This window comes from Actinocatenispora comari (assembly GCF_017312725.1).
Taxonomy (GTDB): domain Bacteria; phylum Actinomycetota; class Actinomycetes; order Mycobacteriales; family Micromonosporaceae; genus Actinocatenispora; species Actinocatenispora comari.
Window position 1 is genome coordinate 61,525 of the sequence record NZ_BOPO01000053.1, and the last position, 20,243, is coordinate 81,767.

Genomic DNA, 20,243 nt, shown 5'->3' on the forward strand with positions numbered 1-20,243 from the left:
CTCATGATCTCGCCCTACCCTGGTCCGTCCCGCCCACACGTTGCCGGCGCACCGGAAAACCGAACGTGTACCGGCACCCGGCCGGGGTAACCGGGCGGGCGCCGGTGGGTCGCCTCGCCCCGGCGTAGCGTGGCGTCGCGGCGCGGCGCTCACCGGCACACCCGCCCGTCGCGTCCGATCCGGCGCTCGTACGCCGGCGCGCGGTCGGTGCGGCGCCGCCGGGTTCGCCGTCCGGGGCGGCGGTGTTCAGATCCGGTGCGTGGTCGGCCGCGCCGTGGGTAGCCGAACCGGGTTGGCCGAACCCGACGGCGAGGAGGTGTGCGGTGAAGGCGCTGGCCTGGCACGGCACCAGGGACGTACGGATCGACGAGGTGCTCGAGCCCACCATCCAGGAACCCACCGATGCGGTCGTACGGGTCACCACGACCGCGATCTGCGGCTCCGACCTGCACCTGTACGAGGTGCTCGGCGCGTTCCTGACGGAGGGCGACATCCTCGGCCACGAGGCCATGGGCATCGTGGACCAGGTCGGTAGCGCGGTGCACCACATCGCGCCCGGTGACCGGGTCGTCATCCCGTTCAACATCTCGTGCGGGCACTGCTGGATGTGCCAGCGTGGGCTGTACGCGCAGTGCGAGACGACCCAGGTCCGTTCGGAAGGGTCCGGTGCCGCACTGTTCGGCTACACGAAGCTGTACGGGCAGGTACCGGGCGGGCAGGCCGAACTGGTGCGAGTCCCGCAGGCGCAGTTCGGGCCGATCAAGCTGCCCGCCGAGGGCCCGGACGAGCGGTACGTGTTCCTGTCCGACGTGCTGCCCACGGCGTGGCAGGCGGTGCAGTACGCGGCGATCCCGGACGGCGGCAGCGTCACGGTGCTGGGGCTGGGCCCGATCGGGCAGCTGTGCGTCCGGATCGCCCGGTACCACGGTGCCTCGGTGATCGGGGTGGACCCGGTACCGGAACGGCGGGCGATGGCACAGCGCTACGGCGCGGAGGTCCTCGACCTGGGCGACGGGTCCGGGGTGGCCGACGCGATCCGGGACCGTACCGACGGGCGGGGCACCGACTCGGTGATCGACGCCGTCGGCATGGAGGCGCACGGCTCGCCGGCCGGGCGTCTCGCCCAGCGGGTCGCGGCGGTGTTGCCGGACGTGGCCGGCCGCACGCTGATGAGGACCGCCGGGGTGGACCGGCTCGCCGCGCTCTACCTCGCGATCGACGCGGTGCGCCGCGGCGGCACCATCTCGCTGTCCGGCGTGTACGGCGGTGCGGCCGACCCGCTGCCGATGCTGACCCTGTTCGACAAGGGGGTCCGGCTCGCGATGGGGCAGGCGCACGTACGGCAGTGGACCGACACGCTGCTGCCGCTGGTCACCGACGAGGCGGATCCGTTGGGGGTGTTGGATCTCGCCACCCACCGGCTGCCGCTCGCCGAGGCACCCGAGGCCTACGACATGTTCCAGCACAAGCGTGACGGCGCCATCAAGGTGCTGCTCACCCCGTGACCGCCGAGCGCGGGCAGTGCGTCGCCGACACCGGGGCCGGCGCCGCCGATCCGGCGCGAACGCGCCGGGTGGTGGCCACGCTGATCGTCGCGGTGATCGGCTTCGCGGTGCAACAGACCGCGGTGGTGCCGGCGATCCACGACGTGCAGCTCGACCTGCACGCGTCGACCGAGTGGGCGTCCTGGTTGGTCACCGTGTACCTGATGGTCGCAACGGCGGCGACACCGGCGTTCGGCCGGCTCGGCGACCTGTACGGGCGGCGCCGGATGCTGCTGGTCGGCCTCGCCGTGTTCGCCGTCGCCTCGGCCGGTGCGGCGGTGGCGCCGAACCTGCCGGTGCTGCTGGCGTGCCGGGCGGTGCAGGGGATCGGCGGCGCGGTCTACCCGCTCGCGCTCGCGCTGGCCCGCGCCGCAGCCCCCGGCCGTACCACCCGCGCGGTCTCGGCGCTCAGCGCCGCGTTCGGGATCGGTACCGCCGTCGGTTTCGTCGGTGGCGGCGTGCTTGCGCAGTACGTGTCCTGGCGGGCGGTGTTCGCCGGCGGTGCGATCCTGGTCGCGGCCGGTTGGGCCCTCGCGCTGCCGCTGCTGCCGGAGACCCGGGAACGTGCCGCCGGCCGGTACGACCTGATCGGCACGGTGCTGCTCGGGCTCGCCGCGATCGCCCTGCTCGGCGCGCTGACGCTGGTGGTCTCGCTCGGCGCCGCGGCGCCCGCCACGCTCGGCCTGTTCGCACTCGCCGTACTGGCCGCGGCCGGTTGGGTGTGGCGCGAGCGCTCGGCCGACGACCCGCTGGTGGATCTGCACATCCTGCGGCACCGGCCGGTCGCGGTCGCGAACCTCGGCACGATCGCGCTCGGCTGGGCCCTGTTCGGCAGTTACCTGGTGATCCCGCAGCTGGCCCGGGCCGACCCGAGCGCCGCAGGATACGGGCTGGGCGTGGACAGCGCAGCCATCGGCCTGCTGATGCTGCCGCTCGCGGTGGGGCAGACGTTCGCCGCGCCGATCGCCGGCGTGCTGGAGCGACGGGCCCGGCCCCGCCTGGTGTTCGCCGCCGGGTTGCTGCTGGTGGCGATCAGCGCGGTGCTGCTGGCCGTCGACCGCAGCTCGGTGCCGCTGACGCTGGTGGCCAGCCTGGTGCTGGGGCTCGGCGCGGGTGCCGGGCTGCAGGCCAGCAGCGCGGTGGCGACCGCGGGCGTGTCCGCCGACGTCGCGGCCGCCTCGACCGCGCTGAACAGTACGGTACGTCGGCTGGCCGGCGGCACCGGCGGGCAGGTCGGCACGATCATCCTGGCCACCTTCGCCGGCTCCGCGGCGGCCACCCCACCGTTCCGCGGCTACCGGGTGGTGTTCCTGGTCGAGGTGGTGCTGTGCCTGGTCGGCGCGGCGTTCGTCGTGCGCCCGGCCGGCGGCCGGCGGGAATGAACGCCGCGGCGCCGGGTAGCCGCCAGACGGCTCAAATCAGAACGCGGCTGACGAGGAGAGGGACATGGCACGGGAGAACGACGCCGAGCTCGGCGACGCCGAGCCGCCCGCCGAGTACCGGCGGGAAGCCTCGGACGACTTCGCCGAAGAGCACTCGGACACCGACGTGGAACCCGAGGACGAGGGCGGCCCGGAGCCGCGCCCGCGGTCGGCGAAGCACCGACCGTCGTCGGAGGGTCCGCGTCATCCGGTGGTGTGACCGGCCGCCGGCGGCCGGCAGTTTGTGCGGACCGATCATGGGTAGGCCGCCGGCATGAGCACGCAGCAGACGCCAGCACAGCAACAGGACTATCCGGGAACGACCGGCGAGATGCAGCCGCCGCCGGACGACCAGATGCGCGACTACCAGGGGCGTGACCTGCTGTCCGGGCGGCGGGCGCTGATCACCGGGGGAGACTCGGGTATCGGTCGCGCGGTCGCGGTGGCCTTCGCCAAGGAGGGCGCCGACGTCGCCGTCTCGTACCTGTCGGAGCACCGCGACGCCGAGCAGACCAGGGCGCTGGTCGAGCAGGAGGGTCGCCGGTGCGTGCTGCTGCCCGGCGACATGGCCGATCCGGCGCACTGCGTGGACGTGGTCGACGGCACGGTGTCGGCGTTGGGCGGGCTGGAGATCCTCGTCAACAACGTCGCGTACCAGTCGCCGGCCGACTCGCTCACCGACATCGACACCGAGCAGTGGGACCGCACCGTCGCGGTCAACCTCGGGTCGTTCTTCCACACCACGAAGGCGGCGCTGCGGCACCTGCCGGACGGCGGGGCGATCATCAACACCTCGTCGATCAACGGCCTGCGGGGCAACAAGACGCTGATCGACTACTCCGCGACCAAGGGCGCCATTCTCGCCTTCACCTACTCGATGGCGCAGTCGCTGACCGAGCGGCGGATCCGGGTCAACTGCGTCGCGCCCGGTCCGGTGTGGACACCGCTGATCCCGGCCACGCTGTCGGCCGACCACGTGGAGAAGTTCGGCGAGAACGTACCGATGGAGCGGGCCGCGCATCCCGACGAGATCGCGCCGTCCTACGTGTTCTTCGCCAGTGACCGGCTCTCCTCGTACTACACCGGCGAGGTGCTCGCGCCCATCGGCGGCGAGACGCTGCCCGGCTGACCCCGCGGACCGTTGCTGGTACGGCGATCCGGCAGGGAAGGGGAGGCGGGGATGAGCACGGTCGAGACCGGCACGGTACGCACCCGGGTCCCGGCGCGGGTGGACCGGCTGCCGTGGTCGCGGTGGCACTGGATGATCGTGATCGGCCTGGGCACCGTCTGGATCCTCGACGGCCTGGAGGTCACGATCGTCGGCAACATCGCCGGCGCGATCTCCGCACCGGGCAGCGGCGTACACATCACCGCCGCGCAGGTCTCCGGCCTCGGCGCGGCGATGTACGTGGCCGGGGCCTGTGCCGGTGCGCTGTTCTTCGGCTGGCTCACCGACCGGTTCGGCCGCAAGAAGCTGTTCATGGTCACGCTCGGGCTCTACCTGGCTGCCACCGCGCTGACCGCGATCTCGTTCAGCGCCTGGTGGTTCTTCCTGTTCCGCTTCCTGACCGGGCTGGGCATCGGCGGCGAGTACGCGGCGATCAACTCCGCGATCGACGAGCTGATCCCGAGCCGGCACCGCGGTCGCGTCGACATCGTCATCAACGGCACGTACTGGCTGGGCGCCGCGTTCGGCGCGCTGGCCACGGTGCCGCTGCTGGGGGATCTGCCAGCCGGGGTGGGGTGGCGGGTGTGCTTCGGTATCGGCGCGGTGCTCGGCGTGCTGATCCTGCTGGTGCGCCGCAACGTACCGGAGAGCCCGAGATGGCTGTTCATCCACGGCCGCGACCGGCAGGCGGAGCGGCTCGTGGACGGGGTGGAGCAGCGCATCGAGCAGGAGCAGCACCTCGACCTGCCGCAACCGGAGCAGGAGATCACCATCCGGCAGCGTCGGACGATCGGGTTCGTCACCATCGCCCGCACGATGTTGCGGCTCTACCCGCGCCGATCGGTCCTGGGCGTGGCCCTGTTCGTCGGGCAGGCCTTCCTGTACAACGCGATCACGTTCGGCTTCGCGACGATCCTGACCACGTTCTTCACCGTGCCCAAGGGCAGCACCGGCTACTACTACGCGGTGATCGCGGCCGGCAACTTCCTCGGGCCGCTGTTCCTCGGCCCACTGTTCGACACCGTCGGCCGCAAGATCATGATCTCCGGAACGTACATCGGCTCCGGCGTGCTGCTGCTCGGCACCGCGCTGCTGTTCGACCGCGGGATGCTCTCGGCGACCACGATGACCGCCTGCTGGTGCGTGGTGCTGTTCGTCGCCTCCGCCGGCGCGAGCTCGGCCTACCTGACGGTCAGCGAGGTGTTCCCGATGGAGACGCGGGCGCTCGCGATCGCCCTGTTCTACGCGGTGGGTACCGCGGTCGGCGGCATCACCGGCCCGCTGCTGTTCGCGCGGTTGGTCGCCACCGGCCACGTGGCCGACACCGCCATCGCGTTCGTCGTCGGTGCCGCCATGATGATCGTCGGTGGGGTGGTCGAGGCGTTCCTCGGCGTCGACGCCGAACGGCAAGGGCTGGAGAACATCGCGAAACCGTTGACCGCCGAGGACCCGGACTCGACATCCGGCGGCCCGGGCGTCGAACCGGCCACCGGCTGACCGGGGAGGTGACAGCCGTGCAGGACGACATCCGCCCGGTACTGGTCGCGGTCAGCCCACGACCGGATCGCCGGAGCACCGCGCGTACCGGCGGCGGCTGGTGCGCCGGGCGGTCGCTCGGGCGGCTGCGAGTTCGACCACCCGGGGCGCCGTGGGAACTCACCGCATGCTGAGGCTGGCGATCTCGCGGAGCGTCTCGCTCTCGGGTACCCCCAGCTCGCGTTCCCGTTGGCGCAGCAGCAGCCGACAGAGCTGGATCATGCCGAGGAGCAGGTCTGCCGCCTCGTCCGGCCCGTCGCGCAGCTGGCCGGCGAGGTAGCTGATCAGCAGGGTCGGCTCGGCGTCGGCCGCGGCGGTCATGGCGCCGACGGCAACCCGCACCTCGTCGTTGCGGCTCATCCGGATCACCTCCGATCCGGCCGGGCACCACGTTCCCGGCCGGATGGTCGGCTGCCGACTACCCACCGGCCACCGGCCGAAACCGCGGCGCACCGGACGAATCGCGGAATCCCTGCCGCACAGTCGATCCGTCGTCGAACGGGTCGTTCGGGGCCGGCGCGGTTTAGCCGACCGGACGGTGGAGACACCACCCGTGGCTACGAGTTCGGAGGATGACATGCCAGCCATGCAGGAGCTGCCCCTGGCGCTCCAGCAGTCGTCGCGGGCCGCCCGCGAGACCTGGCTGTTGGCGCACGAGGCAGCCATCCGGCGCTTCGGCGACGGGAGGCGGGCCTACGAGTACGCCCGCGCGGTTCTGCAACGCGGCTTCGACCGCGTCGGCGACCACTGGGAGGAGCGGCCGCACGGCGGCGGCCCGGACGCGGCGGCGCCCGGGCCGTGAGTCGCACGAGTCACCCCCCGCCCGGCGAGGGTGCTGATCCACCGCGGTGCGCGGCCCGTCGAGCTGGCGCGGGCCGCCGTCACCGCGGGCCGAACCCGAGCGCTCCGGTCAGCGACCGTCGTCGTCCTCGGCCGCATCGCGCGAACCGCGCGGCTGCTGCTCGTCCGCGTCCTCGTCGCCGTCCGGCAGGGCGTCCGCGCCGGCCCGCCCGACCCCGGCGGGGATCTCCTCCGCATAGTTGAAGTCGGGCACGACCGTGTCTTCCACCTTGCGCTCGCGATCCGTGTGGTGCTCGGACATCTCGGCCTCCCCGCGTTGCGGCGCCGCGGCCGGTCGGCGCGCGGCACGACTGGGCGAGGTCCGGTGCCGTGACCCCGTCCGTCGCCTTCGGCTGCCCGCCGCGACCGACGGTAAACCCCGGGCACCTGCTTCGCCTCGCCCCGACGTGTGGCTGCCCTGCGACCGGGTAGCGCGATGGCATGCGGTTTCCCGGCGCCGACGTGCTCGTCCCCGCCTTCCTCGGCACCGCCTGCCACCGGCGGCCGGAACGCGAGGGCGCGGTGACGAGCTGACATGGCCGCTCTGCTGCGGCGGATCGGGCGAGGCCTCGCGGACCCGGGACGGCGCGCGCTCGCGCGGGTGCGATGCTGCTGGAACTGCGGCGGGCGATGGACGCGCTGTCCCGGCCCGATGCCGCCGACTGAACGGTGTCGCGGCTCGGGCCGTCAGTCCCGCCGGGCGAAGGCGACCACGCCACCCACCAGGCAGCCGCTCCGGGCGGCGCGGGTGAGCTGATCGAACTCGGCGGACTCGCGGGACAGGCCCAGCTCCACGCCGGCGAACAGCAGTACCTGGCTGCTGCGATCGGCGATCGCACGCCACCGCTCCGGAACGGCCGTGGCCCGCACCGCGAGCGACGGTGGTTCCGGCGGGCAGATGGTCAGCTGGGCACCGTTGCCGCGCACGAACCACCCGGACAGCTCCGGCAGCGAAGGGTTCAACACGTCGGCGACCAACGACATCCCCTCGCCCAGCAGGTCGGCGACGAACGAGCTGACGTCCTCGCCGGCGTCGGTACCGAGGGTGAGGTGCCGCGAGTCCTCCAGCACCACCACGGCGTGATCGCCGCGGGAGTCGTCCTCCCACACCGACAGTTGGAGCCGCAGATCGGTACACAACACCGCTTCTTCTCCGCTCCCGGACCGCTCCGCCCCGCCCCGCGACGGCGCTGGCCGGCTCCCGTCCCCCTGGTATCTCCCGCCGGCGCCGACCCAAACGTCCGCGTGCCGGAACGGCGGGGTGGGGCCGGGCCCACCCCGCCGTTCAGCCGCGGTCCGGGACGGCCCGGGCATCGTCGTCCGGGTGCTCGCGTGGTGGGCGGTCGGGCACGGTCGCGTGTCCCGGGAACCGGTGGTCGATGAGCTGCCGGTACTCGGGATGGTCGGCGATGTAGTCGGCGACGAAGGTGCAGTAGTTGGTGACCGTGAGGTGCTGCTCCCGGATGTCGTCGAGGGCGTGGCGGACGAGCCGGGCGGCGATGCCCCGGCCGCGGTAGGCGGGATCCACGATGGTGTGTGTCAGCGTGATCCGGTGGTCGCCGCGCGGGCGATGGTAGACGATCATGCCGACGACCTGCCCGTCGACCACCGCGTCGTAGGATCCTCGGTCGTCGTTCTTCTGTACGTTCACGTCGCTTCCCTCGGTGTTCCGTCGTGGCGGGATCCTCCCGGGCCCGGCCCGGCATCGGACACGGGCGCGGTTCCGGTGTGCTCGAGCGGGGTGTCCACGAGATGCTCGGCGAGAAACCACGCCTGCAGCTCACCGGTACGGATCACGTCCGAGACGAGCACGTCGTTGGTGCCGTCGTCGCCGAGTTCGGCGGTACGCTTCGCGGCGTCGTGCGCGTCGGCCAGGATGATCTCGTGCGCTTCGAGCAGCCGGGACAGCATCGCGGGTACCTTCTCGACGCCGTCCGGCGGCCGCGGCACCCGGGTGATCTCGGCGACGTGCCGCGGATCCCCGACCGCCACGCCACCGAGGGTCTGGACCCGCTCGGCGACCGTGTCGATCAGCGCCAACTGCTCAGCCGCGTGCTTGTCCAGCAACAGATGCAGCTGGTAGAACGTCGGACCCCGCATCAGCCAGTGGTGCTTCTTGTACAACGAATGCAGGATCTGGGCGTCGGCGAGCACCCGGTTCAGCCGCTGGCAGGAGTACATCCGCGCATCGCGCGACAGCCCCAGCGGGAGCAGCCGCACGCTGCCGAACCGCTGGATCTCGTCGCCGTGCTCGTGCAGCCACGGCTGGCTGGACCCGGTGGTGTGGTTGGTCACCGAACTCATGGATTTCCTTTCCCTGGCGGTGTTCTGGCGAAGCCGCAACGGCGGCCGACCGACGATCAGCGGTACCGGCCGGCGTAGTGGGCGCCGCTGCGGGTGTCCGTGAAGCCGACCCCGACCCGCGCTCCGTCCGCCACGATCCAGCGCACCGCGTACGTCGCCCGGTACGCCGGCGGCCAGAACGAGGCGAAGGATCCGTCGCCGGCCACCGACCACTCGCCGTCGGAGGGCACTCCGTTCTCGACGTAGGTCGTTCGGCCCGCCGCCGTGAAGGACTGGGTCGCGCCGTCCTCGAACACGAACTGCGCGGCGGTCAGCGCCGCGACCATGTCCACCGCGGCGACCGGTTGGCCGTCGACGACGTCGCTGCCGGAAGGAAGGCGGTCCATCGAGGTCTCCTCACATCGGGGCTCGTCCGCGCCCCATCGGGTCGGTCGGGGGATCCGTCGGCCGGGCACAGCGGCGGGCACAGCGGCCAGGCACAGCGGCCGGGCCGGTTCGTGGCGCCGGCTCACGGCCGTACGCGGATGATCGTCTTTCCCTTGCGACGCTCGGTCGGGTTGAGCACGGCGACCGCGTCGTCGAGGTCGCCGACGGTGCCGATGTTGGTGCGCAGCCGGCCGTCTCGTACTCGCCGCACGATCTCGTCCAGCTGGGCGCGGTCGGACTCGACCACGAAGTCGATCGCCACGCCCTCGGGCGGCCGCGCCTCGACCGGGCCGACGATGGACACCAACCGTCCGCCGGGCCGCACCAGTGGTGCGGAGCGCTTCTGCACCTCGCCGCCGATGCCGTCGAGGACCAGATCGACGGCACCGACGTCCTCCAACGCGTCGCTGTCGAGATCGACGAACTCCTGCGCGCCGTACTCGAGGGCCTTCGAGCGATCGGCGGCGCGCCCGGTGCCGACGACGTGGCCGCCGAACTCCCGTGCCAGCTGCGTCGCCATCGTCCCGACCGCGCCGACCGCGCCGTGCACCAGGATCCGCTGCCCGGCCCGCAGGTGTCCGTGGTCGAACAGGCCCTGCCATGCGGTCAGGCCGGAGATCGGGAGGCTCGCGCCGATCGTGAAGTCGAGGTCACCGGGCAGGGCGGCGAGGTTGCGCGCCTCGACCGCCACGTACTGCGCCAGCGTGCCGTCGCGATGCCAGTCCGCGATGCCGCACACCCGCTGCCCGACCGACAGCCCCGTCGTACCGTAGCCGAGGGAGGCGACCACCCCGGCCAGCTCGTGCCCGAGTACCGACGGGGTCCGGTCCCGGCCGGCGCGATCGACCCAGGTGGAGGGCCAGTCCAGCTCGTCCGGTACGTATCCCGCCGCGTGCACGCGAACGACGACGTCGTTGATCGCCGCCGCGGGCTCGGGGCGTTCCACCAGCCTCATCCCGGCGGTTCCCGCCGCCTCGTCGGTCGCCACGATCGCCTTCATCCGGCCCCCTCTGCCTGCCACCCCGCGTACTCGACGACGTCGGGTCGTCTCTGTCTAGTGACCGCGCAGCGCGGTGTCTTACCCTGCCTCCCGGTGCCAGCCGGCTCGCTCGTCGTGCCGGACCGGAACGACGAGCGCCGTTCGTCTGCCAGACTGGGGCCGTGCCCGCCATCGTTCAGTTGCTCGCCTCGCCCGTGCACCGCTTCGAGGGGCGCCCGGGCGACGGCCCGGCGCCGGCACCCGGGCCCGAGATCGTCGACGAGATCGAGATTCGCGGCGGGCTCGGCATCGTCGGCGACCGCTACTTCGCCCGGCCCGCACACCGGGACGCGGCCGTCACCATCATGGCCGCGGAGTTCCTGCCCGACGACGTGGATCTGACCCGGACGCGGCGCAACATCCTGGTGCGGGAGATCCCGGTGGACGACATGGTCGGGCGCACGCTGACCCTCGACTCCGGGCTCGGCCCGGTGGTGTTCGCGGTGCACCGGCCCGCCCGCCCGTGTGCCTGGATGGACGTCACGATCGGGCCGGGTGCCCGCAAGAACCTGCGGGGGCACGGCGGGGTCCGGACCCGCCCACTGACCGACGGGCGGCTGCGGGTCGGCCCGGTCACGTTCACGGTGGACTGACCGCCGTCGCCGGGAACGCCGCAGCCAGGCAGGCCCGGGTCAGTCGCCGGCGTACCGCTGCTCCCGCCACGGGTCGCCGTAGTTGTGGTAGCCCCGCATCTCCCAGAATCCCGGCTCGTCGTGGTCGAGCAGGTGCATGCCTCGGACCCACTTCGCCGACTTCCACAGGTACAGGTGCGGCACGAGCAGCCGGGCGGGCCCGCCGTGCCGGGGGTCGAGTTCCGCGCCCTCGTAGCGGTACGCGAGCCACGCCTTCGCGCCGAGCAGGTCGCCGAGCGGAACGTTGGTCGTGTAGGCGTCGTAGGTGTGCACCAACGCGTGGTCGGCGACCGCCGGTACCGACTCGAACAGCGTGTCCAGCGACACGCCTTCCCACCGGGTTCCGAGCTTCGACCACTTCGTGACGCAGTGGATGTCGGCGGTGATCTGCTCGCGCGGCAGGCGCATCAGCTCGTCCCACGACCAGGTGTGCCGGCGGCGGGCGGCGTCGGTGATCACGAACCGCCACGTGTCGGTGGGTACCCGCGGCGTCGGCCCCGCCGTCAGGACGGGGAAGCCGTCGGCCAGGTGCTGTCCGGGCGGCAGCCTGTCGTCACCCGGCTGGCGGCGCGACCGGAACCCGCGGTTGAGGATGGGCACCTGATGCTCCTTTCAGCGTCGAACGGACGATGATGCGTTCGCACCGGGCGACCTCACCGGTCGGCCGGTGCGCTCGGGGCCCTGCCGTTCCGGGCCCGGATGCCGCCGCGCGGTCAGGCATCGTCGCGTCCCTCCTCGCGCGTGGGCAGCGGTGCGAGGTCCCCGACGAGTTCCGGGTACTTGAGGTCGAAGGCGGGGCGCTCGCTGCGGATGCGCACCATCCGGTCGAAGTTGCGCAGCGGCGGCGGGCAGCTGGTGGCCCACTCGAGTGAGGCGCCGTAGCCCCACGGGTCGTCGACCTCGACGACCGGTCCGCTCTTGTACGACTTGTAGACGTTCCACAGGAACGGCAGCAGCGACAGTCCGAGGATGAACGCGCCGATGGTCGAGACCATGTTCAGCGTGGTGAAGCCGTCGCCGGCCTGGTAGTCGGCGTACCGGCGGGGCATGCCCTTCGCACCCAGCCAGAACTGGACCAGGAAGGTGGCGTGGAAGCCGATGAACGTCAGCCAGAAGTGCAGTTTGCCGAGTCGGTCGTCCATCATCCGGCCGGTCATCTTGGGAAACCAGAAGTACACGCCGGCGTAGACGGCGAACACGATGGTGCCGAACAGCACGTAGTGGAAGTGCGCGACGACGAAGTAGGTGTCCGAGACGTGGAAGTCGATCGCGGGGGAGGCGAGCAGCACCCCGGTCAACCCACCCAGCAGGAAGGTGATCAGGAACCCGAGGGAGAACATCATCGGTGACTGGAAGGTGAGCTGGCCGCGCCACATGGTGCCGATCCAGTTGAAGAACTTCAGTCCGGTCGGCACCGCGATCAGGAAACTCAGCAGCGAGAAGAACGGCAGCAGCACCTGCCCGGTGGCGAACATGTGGTGTGCCCACACCGTCATCGACAGCGCGGCGATCCCGATGATGGCGCCGACCATCCCTTTGTAGCCGAACAGCGGCTTGCGGCTGAACACCGGGATCACCTCGGAGATGATCCCGAAGAACGGCAACGCGACGATGTACACCTCGGGGTGGCCGAAGAACCAGAACAGGTGCTGCCAGAGGATCGGGCCGCCGGTGTCGGAGTCGAACACGTGCGCGCCCAGCTCCCGGTCCGCCAGTACGGCCGCGTAACCGGCCGCCAGGAGCGGGAAGACGAGCAACGCGAGCAGTGCGGTCACCAGGATCGACCAGGTGAACAGCGGCAGCCGGAACATCGTCATGCCCGGCGCGCGCAACGTCAGCACCGTGGTGACCAGGTTGACCGAACCGAGGATCGTGCCCAGCCCGGACAGGATCAGCCCCGCGAACCACAGGTCCACTCCGGGCCCGGGAGAGTTCGCGACACCGGCGAGCGGCTGGTAGGCGGTCCAGCCGAACGCCGCGCTCCCGCCGGGCGTGGCCAGCCCGGCGACCACGATGCTCCCGCCGAACAGGTACAGCCAGTACGCGAACGCGTTCAGCCGCGGGAACGCGACGTCCGGTGCGCCGATCTGCAGCGGCACGATGTAGTTGGCGAAGGCGAACAGGATCGGTGTGGCGAACAGCAGCAGCATGATCGTGCCGTGCATGGTGAACAGCTGGTTGTACTGCTCGGGCGACAGGAACTGCATGCCCGGCCGGGCCAGCTCGGCGCGCATCAGCAGCGCCAGGAAGCCACCGACGATGAAGAAGCCGAACGCGGTGACCATGTACATGATCCCGATCTGCTTCGCGTCGGTGGTCCGGATCGTGCGGGCCAGCCAGGAGCCGCGCGGCGCGGTGCGCAGCGGCCACGGACGCGCGACGATCGGCCGGGGGACCGGCACGGGTTTGTTCGAAACGGTGCTCACACGGCGCTCCTTGACGTTCGTGGCGTGGAGCTTCACGGCGTGGGGCGGGAGGCAGTGGCATCCGCTGCCTCCCGCCCACGCCGTGTCCCTTGCGGACCCGGGGCGAAGGCGGCTACGCGGAGTCCGCCGGCGCCTGCGGGGACCGCGACGGCAGCCGCCACTCGGGCCGGATGAAGTGGCAGGTGTACCCGGACGGGAAGGTCTCCAGATAGTCCTGGTGCTCCGGCTCGGCTTCCCAGAACGGGCCGGCCGCGGTCACCTCGGTGACGACCTTGCCCGGCCACAACCCCGACGCGTCGACGTCGGCGATGGTCTGCTCGGCGACGTTCTTCTGCTCGTCGTCGAGGTAGAAGATCGCCGACCGGTACGACGTGCCGACGTCGTTGCCCTGCCGGTTCCTGGTGGTCGGATCGTGGATCTGGAAGAAGAACTCCAGAATTCGCCGATAGCTGGTGACCGACGGGTCGAACAGGATCTCGATGGCCTCTGCATGGGTGCCGTGGTGGCGGTACGTCGCGTGCGGGACGTCGCCGCCGGTGTAGCCGACTCGGGTCGACACGACGCCGGGCTGCCTGCGGATCAGATCCTGCATCCCCCAGAAACAGCCGCCGGCCAGGATCGCCTTGTGCGGGCCGTGCATGCTACGCATCCTCCTTCTCGAACAGGTGCCGGTAGGCGCCGTATCCCTGGGCCTCCAGCTCGGCCGCGGGGACGAACCGCAGAGCCGCGGAGTTCATGCAGTACCGCAGCCCGCCGTCGGCGACCGGCCCGTCGTCGAACAGGTGCCCGAGATGGCTGTCGCCGTGCGCCGACCGCACCTCGGTACGGACCATGCCGAGGCCGACGTCCGGCTTCGTCACGACGTTGTCGGCCTCGAGCGGCCGGGTGAAGCTCGGCCAGCCCGTGTGGCTGTCGTACTTGTCGGTCGAGGCGAACAACGGCTCACCGGACACCACGTCGACGTAGATCCCCGGCTCCTTGTTGTCCCAGTACTCGTTCTGGAAGGCCGGTTCGGTCCCGGCGTCCTGGGTGACCCGCCGCTGCTGGCTGGTCAGTCGGGCAACCGCCTCCGGGTCCTTGTGATAGGTCACCATCGTGAGTCTCCTCTGCGTGCGTGGGTAGGGCCGCGGGCTCAGAAGTCGTCGTCCTGCTCGCGTTCGGATACCACGTGGATGGCCGCCTCCTCGGCGGAGGCGGCACCGCCGTCGACTCCCACGTCCAGGGCCCACTGGTCGGAACCGGCATCGGCCGGATCCAGGTCGGCGGCGATCAGGCGGCCGGAGCGTGCCCCGCCGACCTGGTCGTCGAGCGGCTCGCCGTCGGTGTCGGTGCTGTCCCCGATGCCGTCACCGTCGACCTCGTCCACCCGGTCCGGCAGTTCCCGGGCGAGCCGGTGGGCAAGGTCCTCCCCGCGCGCCGCCTCGGCCGCCGTCAGCCCCCACCGGTCGATCTCCCACGGCCGCTCGTTGGGCGAGTAGCCGGTGTCCGGGTCGTACTCGGTCTCCTCGTCGTCGAGACTCTCCTGCGGGCGCAGCAGGCTCACGTCACCGTCGGGTTCGGCGTCTGGCTCGGTCGCCGATGTCATCGGAACTCCTCCTACGGCATGCGCACGCCCGCGTCGTGGGCGGCGGTTTCCCGGTTCTCGTCGGTGCGTTCTCGTCGATGTCGAGGGTGGCGACGCACAGCGCGCCCGCCTGCTCGGCGGCACCCACTCGTACGGCAGCGACGAGGCTCAGTTGCGGCCGGCCATCACACCGCCGTCGACGTCCCAGATGGCGCCGGTGACCCAGTCCGCCTCGCCGGACAGCAGGAAACTTGCGGTCGAGGCGATGTCGCGGGCCGTGCCCACCCGGCCGGCAGGGTGGAAGTCGTCGAACCCGGCCAGCGTCTGATCGATCTGGTCCTTGGGGATGAAACCCTCGTACAGCGGGGTCTTGACCACCGCCGGCGCCACCGCGTTGACCCGGATGTGGTGTGCTGCCAGCTCGATCGCGAGGTTCTTGGTGAGCGCGTGCAGCCCGGCCTTGGCCATCGAGTACCCCGACGACGGGGTGGCACCGATCGCCTGATGGGCCCACATGCTGCCGATGTTGACGATGGATCCGCCGGCGGAGTGGTCGATCATGCCCCGCACGACGGTCTGGGTGAGGAAGAAGATCGCCCGGCTCAGTTCGAGGTAGGAGTCGTAGAAGTCGCCGTCGTAGTCGAGAAACGGCTTGGGTACGAAGAACCCGGCCGCATTGAGCAGGAGCGTCGCGTCGGCGTGCTCGGCGGCGAGTTGCGCCCGTACGTCGGTGACCTGGGTACGGTCGGCGAGATCGGCCACGATGCCGTACGCGGCACCGTCCTTGCTCAGTTCGGTGACGGTCTCGTCGACGCGGGCGGGATCGCGCCCGATGATCACGACGCTGCCGCCGCCGGCGACCACGTCGATCGCCGTCTGCCTGCCCATTCCGCTGCTGCCGCCCACGGCGACCAACTTGCGTCCTTCGAAACGGCCTGCCATCGCTGCTGCTCCTCGGTTGATCGGCGGCACCGCGATCGGTGACGGGTACCGGGCGGTGCCGCTGGTTGCCGTGTCCATCCCGTCCACCCGTCTAGTGGCACCGAGCGCGCCCGGTCTTACGGACCGGATGACCGGCGCTCCGCCTCGCTCGCCGCAACCGGCACGGGTAAGAACCCCGACGAACCTGACACCAATCCTCAGGCGGCAGGGTGCAGGCCCCCCGCCGTCGGCCGGGTGCTCGACCGGGTCGACGATCCGCGCCGGTCGCCCGACGACGACTGCGGCATGCTTCACCTCCGAGGACGCAGGAACGGACATCGAGCAGGGAGCAGGCGTGGACAAGGATGCGCAGAACGGGACGGACGGTGATCGACCGGGTGATCATTGGTCTCGGCTCGACGCGTTCCTGGCGACCGATGCCCGTGACGCCGGCTGTGACCGGGCCCGGGAGATGCTCGACGTGTATGCGGAGTTGCTCGCCGCCGGCGCCGATGCGGGTACGCGATTTCCCGAGCTGCGCCCCCACTTCCTGGCATGCGGTTCCTGTGCCGGTGACCTGGCGGGGCTGCTCCACGCCATCACCGATGGGCCGGCCGCGCCGGGGCCCTCGTAGTACGACCGCTGCTGCTGCCCGGGACTTCGCCTGAGCACGGCCGGCGGTCGGGCTGGTACCTACCGCACCTCGACTCTTGGATGGTCTATGGAGTCCAGTTTGCAGATCTGAGCTTCGGCTCACGCGCGCTTGCATGGACTATATAGTCCAGCCTACGGTGGGCGTGCGAGGTGCCTGGAGCGACCGGCCAGCGCGTTCACGGCACGTGACGCACCGGCGAAAGAGGCGGCAGTGGACTACCCAGAGATCGATCAAGAGAGTCGCCGGTGGCTACGTGATCTTGCCCCGCGAGGGCCCGCCCGGGAAGCGGCATGCCGGGAGCTTTACCCGCTGTTGCTGCGCATCGCGAAGTTCGAGGTCCGCCGGCGCGCCCCGCTGCTGGCGTTGAACGGCCCGGAACTGGAGGACATCGCCCACCAGGCCGCCGCCGACGCGCTGATGGCGGTGAGCGAACGCCTCGACAGGTACCGCGGCGAGGCGAGATTCACCACCTGGGCGGGCAAGTTCGTGATCTTCAACGTCGCCACCAAGATGAACCGGCATTTCTGGCGGCGCCATGAGGTTTCCTACGAGATGGAGGACTGGTCCAGGCTCGCCGCCAGGTTCGAGGCAGGGCCCGCGGACGAGGTCCAGGCGAAGGAGTTCGCTGCCGTGGTCTCGTCGGCCGTCGAGGAGAACCTCTCCGAGCGTCAGCGCCTGGTGTTCGTCGCCACGGTCCTCGACGGGATGCCGATGAACGTCCTCGCCGAGCAGCTGGGCTCGAACCAGAACGCGCTGTACAAGGTGCTCTTCGATGCGCGGAAGAAGCTGCGGACCGCGCTCGTGGCAAGCGGCCACCTGCCCGGCGAGACCGGAAGCCGCTCCGCCTGACCGGCCCGGCCGCCGTTCAACCGGCGGCCAGGCTCTCGACGTGAGCGAGCGCCATGTCCAGCGACGTCGCCATCGGCGTGACGTCGCCCGCGGTCTGAGCCAGCAGGTAGCCGCCCTGGAGGGCGCCCATCAGCCCGATCGCGAGCCGGTCGACCGGCGCGTCCGCCCGAAGCTCGCCGCTGTCTCGAAGCCGGCGCAACACCGTCGTCAGCAGTGCCTGCCACTCGATGAACAGGGCGGCCAGCGCCTTGCGGGCGAGATCGTCGTGATCGGAGATCGCGGCGGCCAACGAACCCAGCGCGCATCCGTACGCCCCGTGCCGCAGCGCGTTGTTCTGCACCAGCGCGTCGCGCCAGCGCCGCAGGCCACGCATCGTGGAGACGTGGCCGAGCGAGGCGCGCTCGCGTTCGAGGATGCGTTCCCCGACGAGGTCGACGACCGCCCGCACCAGCGCGTCCTTACCCTCGAAGTGGTGGTACAGCTGGGACTTGCTCACGCCGCTCGCGGCGATGACGTCGTCGAGGGTGGTCCCACCGGCGCCCTGGACGAACATCAGGTCGGCCGCCGCCGTCACGATCCGCGCCCGCGTCTTCGCGCCACGCGCGGTCAGGCGCCGGCCGTCGTGCGGGTCGGTGGTCGTGCTCACGGCTCCATGCTACTGACCGCGCTCCGCGGCGCCTGTCCATTATGTAGCAGTTCTTCCGCATCTCCGGGCAGGTGACCGGCCGGGCCCCGACCTCGTACTCGCGCGGTCGGGGCGCCGACCGATGTCAGCCGCGGTCCTGCCGCTGCCGGTCGATGATCTCCTCGACCCCGGCGCCGAACCGGTGCACCTCCTGCGGCCAGTCGAGGCTCTGGGCCATCCGACCCGCCCACTCGCGGGCCGTCTCGTCGTCGGGCACGTCGATGACGGTGAACCCGCCCAGGTGCTCCTTGGTCTCGACGAAGGGCCCGTCGGTGAAGACCGGCTGCCCGTCCCTGGTCTCGACGCTGAACAGCGCGGTCGACGCGTCGATGCCGCCCTCGGCGTACACGAAGACGCCGGCCGCCTTCATCTCGTCGACCAGGGCGTGCGAGGCCGCGCTCTTGGTACGCAGATCGTCCGGCGTCTGCTCGGGCACCCAGTCGTCGTTGAACATGATCAGGTATTCCGGCATGGCCCTCTCCTCTTGGTCACGACGTCCGTCGTCTCCGCAGCTCCGATGGTGGCTGCCGGGACGGGCGCCACCCGGCTACTCCACGAACGGCAACCGTCCGATACGACACCCGCCCGCGCGAAACCCGGCCGCGACACCCCGGGTGTGCCCGATTTGACCGGGAAACCCCGGCCAGGTGACCGGCTGATCCCACCGTGCAGGAAGTGGTCGCGGCGCGGCGTCGGTGATACTGCGGGCGTGGAGTACGTGTCCAGAGTGCCGCGGCCGCCGCTGGACGGGCTGATCGACGACCTGTACCACCTGGCGGGTGCGTCACCGTACGCCCGGCTGATGCTGCCGCCGATGCCCGCGGCGTTGCTGATCGTCAACCTCGGGGCACCGTTTCGCATCCGCGGCGGTACCGACATCGAGGCGGCGGAGTACGCCGACGGCTGCGTGGTCAGCGTGCCCACCCGCGCGTTCGAGTTCGGCTACCCGCCCCGGACCCGGTCGGTGGGCGTGCACTTCAAGCCGTGGGGGCTGGCGCCGTTCCTGCCGATGCCCGCGGCCGAGCTGTGCGACCGGCCGGTGGCGGTCGAGCAGGTGTGGGGCCGGGCCGCCGTCACCGAACTGCGCGACCGGCTCGCCGCGGCGGACGGGCCGCAGGAGATGCTGACGCTGCTCGAACGGGAGCTGCTGCGCCGGCTGGGCGAGACCGACGGCCTGCGGCTGGTCGGCCGTACCAGCAGCGTCATCGCGGCGCGCAGCGGAGCGGTGCCGATCGGCGAGCTGAGCGCGGCGGCCGGTGTCAGCAGCACCCACCTGGCACAGCGGTTCAAGGGGCTGGTCGGTGTCACGCCGAAGCGGTTGGCCCGCACCTACCGCTTCGCCGCCACCGTGTTCGCCATCGACCCGACCGCACCGGTCGACTGGGGTGAGCTCGCCGCCGACGCGGGCTACTTCGACCAGGCCCACTTCGGCCACGAGTTCCGGGCGTTCACCGGGCTCACCCCGACCCGGTACGTCGAGGTACGGCGGCGGTTCCTGCGCGAACATCCCGGCCACGTGCTGGACAGCTGGCCGCTGCCGGCCGATTGATTTCGTACAAGAGCGACGGCACACGGCCCGCTAACTTGGGGGCATCCCAGGCAGAGGAGAGCCCCGTGGGCAAGGTGGTGCTGTACGGCTCGGTGTCGGTGGACGGCTTCATCGCCGACGACAACGACCAGCCCGGTCCGCTGTTCGACTGGTTGACCGGGGGCGACGTCCCGCTGGACGAGAGCGGCGCGCTGCGGGTGTCGCAGGCCTCCTACGACCACACCCGGGCGTACTGGGACCGGATCGGGGTGACGGTCGCCGGCCGCCACGTCTTCGACCTGACCGACGGGTGGGACGGGACGCCGCCGAGCGGGATCGACCACGTGGTCGTCGTGACGCACCGGCCCCCGCCCGAGGGCTGGGATCCTGCGGCGCCGTTCCACTTCGTCGACGGGGTCGAGGCGGCTGTGGCCACGGCGCAGGAGCTCGCGGGTGACCGCGTGGTCGAGGTCGCCGCCGGCGACGTCGGCGGGCAGGTGCTGGCCGCGGGGCTGGTCGACGAGGTGCGCATGGACGTCGTGCCGGTGGTGTTCGGGTCGGGCAAGCGCTACTTCGGGTCGGTCGACGTGCAGCACCTGCTGGCGGATCCCGACGTGGTGGTGTCCGGCAACCGGGTGCTGCACCTGTGCTACCGGGTGCGCCGCTGACCGTTCGGCAGGTACCTCGGGAGCCGCATGCCGCCGG

At 71.3% G+C, this 20,243-nt stretch carries 26 protein-coding genes; 11 read left to right on the forward strand and 15 right to left on the reverse strand.

Annotated features, from left to right (window positions below; genetic code table 11):
* The first annotated feature begins 323 nt into the window (after nucleotides 1-323).
* From NUM_RS15280 to NUM_RS15300, 5 genes are all read left to right on the forward strand, one after another.
* Complete coding sequence (locus NUM_RS15280) at nucleotides 324-1,505, forward strand: zinc-dependent alcohol dehydrogenase (protein WP_207125509.1); 1,182 nt, start codon at nucleotides 324-326, stop codon at nucleotides 1,503-1,505.
* A complete protein-coding gene (locus tag NUM_RS15285; RefSeq protein ID WP_207125510.1) occupies nucleotides 1,502-2,926 on the forward strand; it encodes an MFS transporter in 1,425 nt (474 codons plus the stop codon). Before NUM_RS15280 ends, NUM_RS15285 begins: the two co-directional genes overlap by 4 nt.
* 64 nt (nucleotides 2,927-2,990) lie before the next feature.
* Nucleotides 2,991-3,185, forward strand: coding sequence for a hypothetical protein (locus NUM_RS15290; RefSeq protein ID WP_207125511.1), 195 nt, complete (start codon nucleotides 2,991-2,993; stop codon nucleotides 3,183-3,185).
* A 54-nt stretch (nucleotides 3,186-3,239) separates the two neighbouring features.
* Nucleotides 3,240-4,094 carry an SDR family oxidoreductase gene (locus NUM_RS15295; protein WP_207125512.1) on the forward strand — a complete coding sequence of 285 codons (855 nt, stop codon included), beginning with the start codon at nucleotides 3,240-3,242 and terminating at the stop codon, nucleotides 4,092-4,094.
* A gap of 51 nt (nucleotides 4,095-4,145) precedes the next feature.
* The gene (locus NUM_RS15300) at nucleotides 4,146-5,630 is read left to right on the forward strand and encodes an MFS transporter (RefSeq protein ID WP_207125513.1); all 1,485 of its coding nucleotides are present in this window, start codon (nucleotides 4,146-4,148) and stop codon (nucleotides 5,628-5,630) included.
* Nucleotides 5,631-5,789: 159 nt separating this feature from the next.
* Here NUM_RS15300 and NUM_RS15305 read toward each other — a convergent pair whose 3' ends face one another.
* A complete protein-coding gene (locus NUM_RS15305; RefSeq protein WP_207125514.1) occupies nucleotides 5,790-6,029 on the reverse strand; it encodes a hypothetical protein in 240 nt (79 codons plus the stop codon).
* A 217-nt stretch (nucleotides 6,030-6,246) separates the two neighbouring features.
* Here NUM_RS15305 and NUM_RS15310 point away from each other — a divergent pair, with 217 nt between their 5' ends.
* Nucleotides 6,247-6,471, forward strand: coding sequence for a ChaB family protein (locus NUM_RS15310; protein WP_207125515.1), 225 nt, complete (start codon nucleotides 6,247-6,249; stop codon nucleotides 6,469-6,471).
* A gap of 108 nt (nucleotides 6,472-6,579) precedes the next feature.
* Here the strand turns inward: NUM_RS15310 and NUM_RS15315 are convergent, their stop codons facing one another.
* The 6 genes from NUM_RS15315 to NUM_RS15340 form a co-directional block, all read right to left on the reverse strand.
* Complete coding sequence (locus tag NUM_RS15315) at nucleotides 6,580-6,771, reverse strand: hypothetical protein (RefSeq protein ID WP_207125516.1); 192 nt, start codon at nucleotides 6,769-6,771, stop codon at nucleotides 6,580-6,582.
* 425 nt (nucleotides 6,772-7,196) lie between these two features.
* On the reverse strand, nucleotides 7,197-7,652 hold the full coding sequence (locus tag NUM_RS15320) for a hypothetical protein (RefSeq protein ID WP_207125517.1): 456 nt from the start codon (nucleotides 7,650-7,652) through the stop codon (nucleotides 7,197-7,199).
* 142 nt (nucleotides 7,653-7,794) lie between these two features.
* Nucleotides 7,795-8,160 carry a GNAT family N-acetyltransferase gene (locus NUM_RS15325; RefSeq protein WP_207125518.1) on the reverse strand — a complete coding sequence of 122 codons (366 nt, stop codon included), beginning with the start codon at nucleotides 8,158-8,160 and terminating at the stop codon, nucleotides 7,795-7,797.
* Nucleotides 8,157-8,813, reverse strand: a complete 657-nt coding sequence (locus tag NUM_RS15330) for a Dps family protein (RefSeq protein WP_207125519.1) — start codon at nucleotides 8,811-8,813, stop codon at nucleotides 8,157-8,159. The genes NUM_RS15325 and NUM_RS15330 overlap by 4 nt, the downstream gene beginning before the upstream one ends.
* A gap of 56 nt (nucleotides 8,814-8,869) precedes the next feature.
* A complete protein-coding gene (locus tag NUM_RS15335; protein WP_225918595.1) occupies nucleotides 8,870-9,199 on the reverse strand; it encodes a hypothetical protein in 330 nt (109 codons plus the stop codon).
* Between the two features lie 122 nt (nucleotides 9,200-9,321).
* Nucleotides 9,322-10,239: an NADP-dependent oxidoreductase gene (locus NUM_RS15340; RefSeq protein WP_207125520.1), complete on the reverse strand. Its 918-nt coding sequence runs from the start codon at nucleotides 10,237-10,239 to the stop codon at nucleotides 9,322-9,324.
* Between the two features lie 161 nt (nucleotides 10,240-10,400).
* On the opposite strand from NUM_RS15340, the gene NUM_RS15345 reads away from it, so the two are divergent.
* Entirely contained in the window at nucleotides 10,401-10,871 is a 471-nt protein-coding gene (locus NUM_RS15345) for a molybdenum cofactor biosysynthesis protein (protein ID WP_207125521.1), read from the forward strand.
* A 39-nt stretch (nucleotides 10,872-10,910) separates the two neighbouring features.
* On the opposite strand, the gene NUM_RS15350 is transcribed toward NUM_RS15345, so the two are convergent.
* The 6 genes from NUM_RS15350 to NUM_RS15375 form a co-directional block, all read right to left on the reverse strand.
* Nucleotides 10,911-11,510: a sulfite oxidase-like oxidoreductase gene (locus NUM_RS15350; RefSeq protein WP_207125522.1), complete on the reverse strand. Its 600-nt coding sequence runs from the start codon at nucleotides 11,508-11,510 to the stop codon at nucleotides 10,911-10,913.
* Between the two features lie 113 nt (nucleotides 11,511-11,623).
* On the reverse strand, nucleotides 11,624-13,312 hold the full coding sequence (ctaD, locus tag NUM_RS15355) for an aa3-type cytochrome oxidase subunit I (RefSeq protein WP_207125661.1): 1,689 nt from the start codon (nucleotides 13,310-13,312) through the stop codon (nucleotides 11,624-11,626).
* Nucleotides 13,313-13,448: 136 nt separating this feature from the next.
* Entirely contained in the window at nucleotides 13,449-13,976 is a 528-nt protein-coding gene (gene msrA / locus NUM_RS15360) for a peptide-methionine (S)-S-oxide reductase MsrA (protein ID WP_207125523.1), read from the reverse strand.
* Nucleotide 13,977: 1 nt separating this feature from the next.
* Nucleotides 13,978-14,430, reverse strand: coding sequence for a peptide-methionine (R)-S-oxide reductase MsrB (gene msrB / locus NUM_RS15365; RefSeq protein WP_207125524.1), 453 nt, complete (start codon nucleotides 14,428-14,430; stop codon nucleotides 13,978-13,980).
* Between the two features lie 38 nt (nucleotides 14,431-14,468).
* Complete coding sequence (locus NUM_RS15370) at nucleotides 14,469-14,921, reverse strand: DUF5709 domain-containing protein (protein WP_207125525.1); 453 nt, start codon at nucleotides 14,919-14,921, stop codon at nucleotides 14,469-14,471.
* A 147-nt stretch (nucleotides 14,922-15,068) separates the two neighbouring features.
* On the reverse strand, nucleotides 15,069-15,842 hold the full coding sequence (locus NUM_RS15375) for an SDR family NAD(P)-dependent oxidoreductase (RefSeq protein WP_207125526.1): 774 nt from the start codon (nucleotides 15,840-15,842) through the stop codon (nucleotides 15,069-15,071).
* A 334-nt stretch (nucleotides 15,843-16,176) separates the two neighbouring features.
* On the opposite strand from NUM_RS15375, the gene NUM_RS15380 reads away from it, so the two are divergent.
* Together NUM_RS15380 and NUM_RS15385 are read left to right on the forward strand one after the other, a co-directional pair.
* On the forward strand, nucleotides 16,177-16,455 hold the full coding sequence (locus NUM_RS15380) for a hypothetical protein (RefSeq protein ID WP_207125527.1): 279 nt from the start codon (nucleotides 16,177-16,179) through the stop codon (nucleotides 16,453-16,455).
* 231 nt (nucleotides 16,456-16,686) lie between these two features.
* Nucleotides 16,687-17,325 (forward strand): sigma-70 family RNA polymerase sigma factor, encoded by a 639-nt coding sequence (locus NUM_RS15385; RefSeq protein ID WP_207125528.1) that lies wholly within the window; start codon nucleotides 16,687-16,689, stop codon nucleotides 17,323-17,325.
* Between the two features lie 16 nt (nucleotides 17,326-17,341).
* On the opposite strand, the gene NUM_RS15390 is transcribed toward NUM_RS15385, so the two are convergent.
* Both NUM_RS15390 and NUM_RS15395 read right to left on the reverse strand, forming a co-directional pair.
* Entirely contained in the window at nucleotides 17,342-17,971 is a 630-nt protein-coding gene (locus tag NUM_RS15390) for a TetR/AcrR family transcriptional regulator (RefSeq protein WP_225918596.1), read from the reverse strand.
* Between the two features lie 124 nt (nucleotides 17,972-18,095).
* A complete protein-coding gene (locus tag NUM_RS15395; RefSeq protein ID WP_207125529.1) occupies nucleotides 18,096-18,482 on the reverse strand; it encodes a YciI family protein in 387 nt (128 codons plus the stop codon).
* Nucleotides 18,483-18,719: 237 nt separating this feature from the next.
* Here NUM_RS15395 and NUM_RS15400 point away from each other — a divergent pair, with 237 nt between their 5' ends.
* Both NUM_RS15400 and NUM_RS15405 read left to right on the forward strand, forming a co-directional pair.
* Complete coding sequence (locus NUM_RS15400) at nucleotides 18,720-19,559, forward strand: AraC family transcriptional regulator (RefSeq protein ID WP_225918597.1); 840 nt, start codon at nucleotides 18,720-18,722, stop codon at nucleotides 19,557-19,559.
* A gap of 65 nt (nucleotides 19,560-19,624) precedes the next feature.
* Entirely contained in the window at nucleotides 19,625-20,206 is a 582-nt protein-coding gene (locus NUM_RS15405; protein WP_207125530.1) for a dihydrofolate reductase family protein, read from the forward strand.
* The last annotated feature ends 37 nt before the right edge of the window (nucleotides 20,207-20,243 follow it).